Raw genomic sequence first — 2,798 nt, 5'->3', positions numbered from 1 at the left:
GAGCCGCTACATATAGCTTTTTAGGGATTAGATATTGTTGTGCTTCAAACACGAAGTACTCAACCGATGAGTCGCCTTCTATTACACTGTTTGAATCAAAAGTAGTGCCATTTTCATCAGCTATGCCGTTTGTACCAAAGTAGGTAATACCGGCAACTGCATTACCAGCGGCATCTGCAAATGTGTAATCATCAGATGATTTACCAACCATAAAGATTAGGCTTGTTTCGTCAGATGGTTGATAAGCTAAATTAAGCTGGATGATTGATTGCTCAAGCCCTGGCATTGCGCCAACGTGAGTGTCACGCTCGTTTGAAGGTGACGCTGAAAAATTATAGTTTTCACCATCGCCAAAGCGATAGTTTGTTGTGGTTACACCATCAAGACTGGCTACGCCGTTTTCAAAACGTAACTGGTCGCCTTGATTCGCTTTTAATAAGTTTAAGCCTGCTTTAAAGCCACCTTCAAATTCTAGAGTACCTTGAAGTCGGTAGTTATAACCTCTGTCTTCTTGAAACGCTTCACCGAAACTTGAAGTAGTAATGTGACCTGTAACATTATAAGCACGTACTACACCACTATCGAAAGTTTCGCTGTAACTTAGCTGTGCGCCGTTTTCGGCGGTTGCGTAATCGGTAATACCATTACCAATAAGTGCATTATTTTGGTTATCTGCGCCGTCTTGAAAACCTTTAAATTGAAATGGTGAGCCACCAATATTACCCAAACGCAGTGTTAAATTTGCGTTTTCTTTTGGTGTGCCATATAGACCTAGTAAGTCAAATTCAACACCTGCAAAATCGTTGTGAAATGAAAAGTCACGATCTTCGCCACCAAAGTCATTAGGCTCTTCTGCAATATCTATATCGGCAGTGATGAACTCGTTAATATGAAATTTAAGCATTAGATTAGCTCTAATACGGCCAAATCCTGATTCTTGTTCTTCATCTTCTGGACGAAATGCGCCGTCTTTAGCTTGAATTGACTGAAAGTTTTGCATTAGTAAAAAGTCTACGTCAACGCGATCTAAATATTCAGAAATATCAGCCTGTGCTGGAGCCGATGTAGCCATAGCTGCCGCTATGAGAGAAATTGCAAATTTAGTCTTTTTATTATTCAACATAATAAGCTCTTTATTTAGTGTGGTGTGTGATGCCAACTTTATTAAATTGCATATTCATTTAATGAAATTGGTATTAATTCAGTGTGTGTAGATGAGGCTGGCTGAGCAAAACATTAAATAGTTAATGAAACTGCACTTATGAGCATAAGCTCATCTGCTGAGCATAATCACAGAATGAATTTAGAAGGTCAACGATTTTTTATTACAAAACGTTTACAAAAATCGAATTTATATGTAAATATTTTTGAATCAATAAGTTAAGTAGCAAATTTGTTACATCAAATTTTGAAGAAATAAGGTGTTGGATTAAGGGATTTATTGTAGATACGTCATTATTGTTCAATACAATTAATGAAAATATAAGTTAGTTGAAGATATAAAAGCAGGTAATCCTTTAAAAATAGGTTGTTGGGCAAACCTATAAACAGTTTATTTATTAGTGTTTTTTAAGTAACGTTCTTGAGCTTATGATGGGGTTAGCTTAGTATTAAAGCACTTAGATGTATTCAAAATAGAAGTAACCTACATATGGAATTTGTTCGCCCGCTAGAGCCCATCCTCATTATTGATGACGTTAAGGAAATTCGTGATTATCTAAACCAAATTTTAACTGATTTAGGGTTTGAAGATATATTAGAAAGCGCCGATTTTAGCTCTGCTAAACCTATTATGAACAATAAACCGCCAGGCGTAATATTTGTAGATGTAGATTTACCTGACTCTAACGGTGCAGATATATTGGAATACATTAGTAGTGCTTACCCGCACACTCATGTTGTTATGTGCTCTGGCCACAATAGTCTCGAAAACGTACAAAACACGTGGGAAATGGGCGCTAAAGGCTTTATTGCAAAACCTTTCAACACAAAAAAAGTAGACACTGTAATGAAGCGTCTTGAAATAATAGAATAATAAGGTTAGCATGCATAGTACTGTTACTGCGATTATAGAAGATCTTTCGAGTGTTATATTTGGTAAACAACAACAAATAAAACTGGCACTTACATGCTTATTTAGCGAAGGGCATTTACTCATTGAAGATTTGCCTGGTATGGGAAAAACCACTCTTTCTCATGCATTGTCAGCTGTGTTAGGTTTATCGTATCAGCGTATACAATTTACCAGTGATCTTCTGCCTGCTGATATTCTGGGTACTAATGTGTTTAACTCTACCGAGCACAGTTTTACGTTTCATAAAGGCCCTATTTTTAGCCAAGTTGTTTTAGCTGATGAAATAAACCGCGCAGGACCCAAAACACAAAGTGCGTTGCTTGAGGCAATGGAAGAGCAACAAGTAACAGTCGATGGAAAAAAATATACGCTGCCAAATCCATTTTTTGTGATAGCAACACAAAACCCGCTTTACCAATCAGGTACCTACCCGTTACCTGAGTCGCAATTAGACCGTTTTTTAATGCGTATTAGCTTAGGTTTTCCACCTAAAGAAGCCGAAAAACGCTTAATTTTGAATATGCAAAAACGAGATTACAGCCAATTACCTAAGCGTATTAACCAACAAGAGTTAGCGGCAATTCAAAACCAGATAAGCCAAATTACTTTAAGTAGCCCGATTATTGACTACATTATAGAGCTTGTTAATTACACACGCACAAGCAACGCTTTTGCATCATCGTTATCACCGCGTGCCAGTATGGCTCTCGCTAAAGCGGCTAGG

Annotated in this window: 3 protein-coding genes; 2 read left to right on the top strand and 1 reads right to left on the bottom strand. The window is 37.4% G+C overall.

Annotated elements, in window-relative coordinates:
* Window positions 1-1,123, bottom strand: a 1,123-nt coding sequence (locus tag L654_RS0101810; protein ID WP_024607079.1) for a hypothetical protein, incomplete at its 3' end; no start/stop codon positions are given.
* A gap of 528 nt (window positions 1,124-1,651) precedes the next feature.
* On the opposite strand from L654_RS0101810, the gene L654_RS0101805 reads away from it, so the two are divergent.
* The gene (locus L654_RS0101805) at window positions 1,652-2,035 is read left to right on the top strand and encodes a response regulator (protein WP_024607078.1); all 384 of its coding nucleotides are present in this window, start codon (window positions 1,652-1,654) and stop codon (window positions 2,033-2,035) included.
* 10 nt (window positions 2,036-2,045) lie between these two features.
* Window positions 2,046-2,798 (top strand): AAA family ATPase (locus tag L654_RS0101800; protein ID WP_024607077.1); only part of this gene is annotated, 753 nt, incomplete at its 3' end.

The sequence above is a fragment of the Pseudoalteromonas sp. TAB23 genome (assembly GCF_000498075.1).
Taxonomy (GTDB): Bacteria; Pseudomonadota; Gammaproteobacteria; order Enterobacterales; family Alteromonadaceae; genus Pseudoalteromonas; species Pseudoalteromonas arctica.
This window is presented reverse-complemented; position numbering and strand designations above follow the sequence as displayed.